We start from the raw sequence: 1876 nt of genomic DNA, 5'->3' as shown, positions 1-1876 counted from the left end.
ATCTCGGGCGAGGTAAAGAAGTTTGGACGCAAAGAGGTAGTAAACTGCATTATCCGCAACTTGTGGAACAATTACAAGGTAAAAGTGCCGTATAAAATAAAAGAGCACGTCAACGAAATGTTTCGCAGCGAGCACGATAAGCTTCATGATATGGTGGCAAGTACAAGCTTTGTTCTGCGAAAGCATCATAAGCTGGATGAATTTGAAGAGAAGATAAATAATGAATTCAGCGTGTTCGTTATAAAGTCCGTAATGAAACTAAATAGCGAGTTTAACGATGCGTATAATTATTATCAGCAGCTGTCAAAAGAGTATTACACGATCGTTTTTGGTATGGATACGTTAAAACTGCTGAACGACCCGATAATGTTTTTTGACGCAACAAAGGCTTTCAAAGAAGAAGTAAGTCAGCAGGTGGAAAGGATCGCCGAATCGACGGGAAAAATACTGAAATTCATGAACCAGGACGTTACCAAAGAGCTTATGAAAAAACTTTTTGCAGAGATAAAGATAAACATAAAGAGAGCAAAAGATATCAAAAATGACCTTCATGAAACGGTTGACAAGTACATTGTAAGAACGAGAAGCACGGTTCTTGAAGAGGTCGAGAAAACTGAGGAGAAACTGCTAGCTATCGAGATCAAGATATAGGGGGTATCACCAAATGACCATAAAAAAACTAACAGCAGCAGTCCTCGCGGGTGCGGTGGTGCTGCTCACCGCTTGCTCAGACAGCGATTCAGGCAGTGGCAAAAAAAGCATGAAGAAAGACTACTACACCATTGGCGAAACTTGGACAGTTGACGGGCAGTGGTCGCTTACCGTTACAGGCGTCACGGAAACGGCTGAGCGCAATGAGTATGCGGACGAAAATCCTGCGGCGGTCTATATCGTGGACTACGAATATACAAACATCGGTTACGAGGACGAGGACGGCATAGCAAAGGGCATTTTCTTCGACATGGAGGACACCATAATAGACAGCAATGGCGTTATGGGTTACAGTTACCCGGGCGACGTTGCGAGAAACCCAAATGAAGCGCCTATCGGAAGCACCTGCAAGGCTCAGGCTTGCATTGGTGTGGACAATGCGGGCGATTTCAGGATCACTGAGAGCCATTATGATTCAGACGGTGACGAACATTCGGCGACTTTTCTTATCGAAGTTGGCGGAAGTTCGGCAGACGAAAAATCTGACAGCGCCGCTCAGCCGACGGAAACTACCACCACAACGACCGCCGAGGCGACCACGACTAAGCCCGTGACCACGCTTGCGCCGTATGACATTTACGACGACACGGTGTATGCGAACGACCTTATCTACGAAACGGCGGACGATATTTTTGCCGAACTGGGCGACGATTTCAGCATGGATTTTATATCAGTGGGGCAGGAAAACATCATCGCTGTGGAGAACGACGACGTGTACCCGAACACGAAGATAGGCTTTTACACCATGGACATACAGAACATCGGCACGCTTGATTTTCCGTACGCGATACACGTCACGCCGGGCGGATACATCACCGAGGGCGTGCAGGTTGGAATGACGTACAACGAGCTGAAAGCCATTTGCCCGAGCCTGGAGGGCGCAACGCTTGACGGCGGAACGTTCGGCCCGACGGCGTGGATAAACATAGACGGCAACGCGTGGGGCATAGAGTTCGACGTATCGCAGGCAGACCGCGAGCGGCTAGGCATGGCAGTAGGCGTAGCTGTTGATCTTTCGGAGCTTAATCCTAAGAGTACACTAGGGTATTATATTAGTTCGCTGAGCTGATATTTTTGAATTTTGTTATGGCAGCTTTTCGGCTTTTTAAGGAGTCGGAAGGCTGCTTTTTTTTACCTTAAATTTAGTGACTTTACTTCATTTTTT

General features: G+C 47.0%; 2 protein-coding genes. Both read left to right on the top strand.

All coding sequences use genetic code 11. The features are described from left to right. Positions 1-651, top strand: a 651-nt coding sequence (locus QVO88_RS07805; RefSeq protein WP_288177891.1) for a hypothetical protein, incomplete at its 5' end; no start/stop codon positions are given. 13 nt (positions 652-664) lie between these two features. Further along, a complete protein-coding gene (locus QVO88_RS07800; RefSeq protein ID WP_022287936.1) occupies positions 665-1780 on the top strand; it encodes a hypothetical protein in 1116 nt (371 codons plus the stop codon). Positions 1781-1876: the final 96 nt, after the last annotated feature.

Source organism: Ruminococcus sp. CAG:57 (assembly GCF_000435935.1).
Classification (GTDB): Bacteria; Bacillota; Clostridia; order Oscillospirales; family Ruminococcaceae; genus Hominimerdicola; species Hominimerdicola aceti.
Note: the sequence above shows the minus strand (reverse complement) of the source record. Positions and strands in the feature narration are given on the sequence as shown.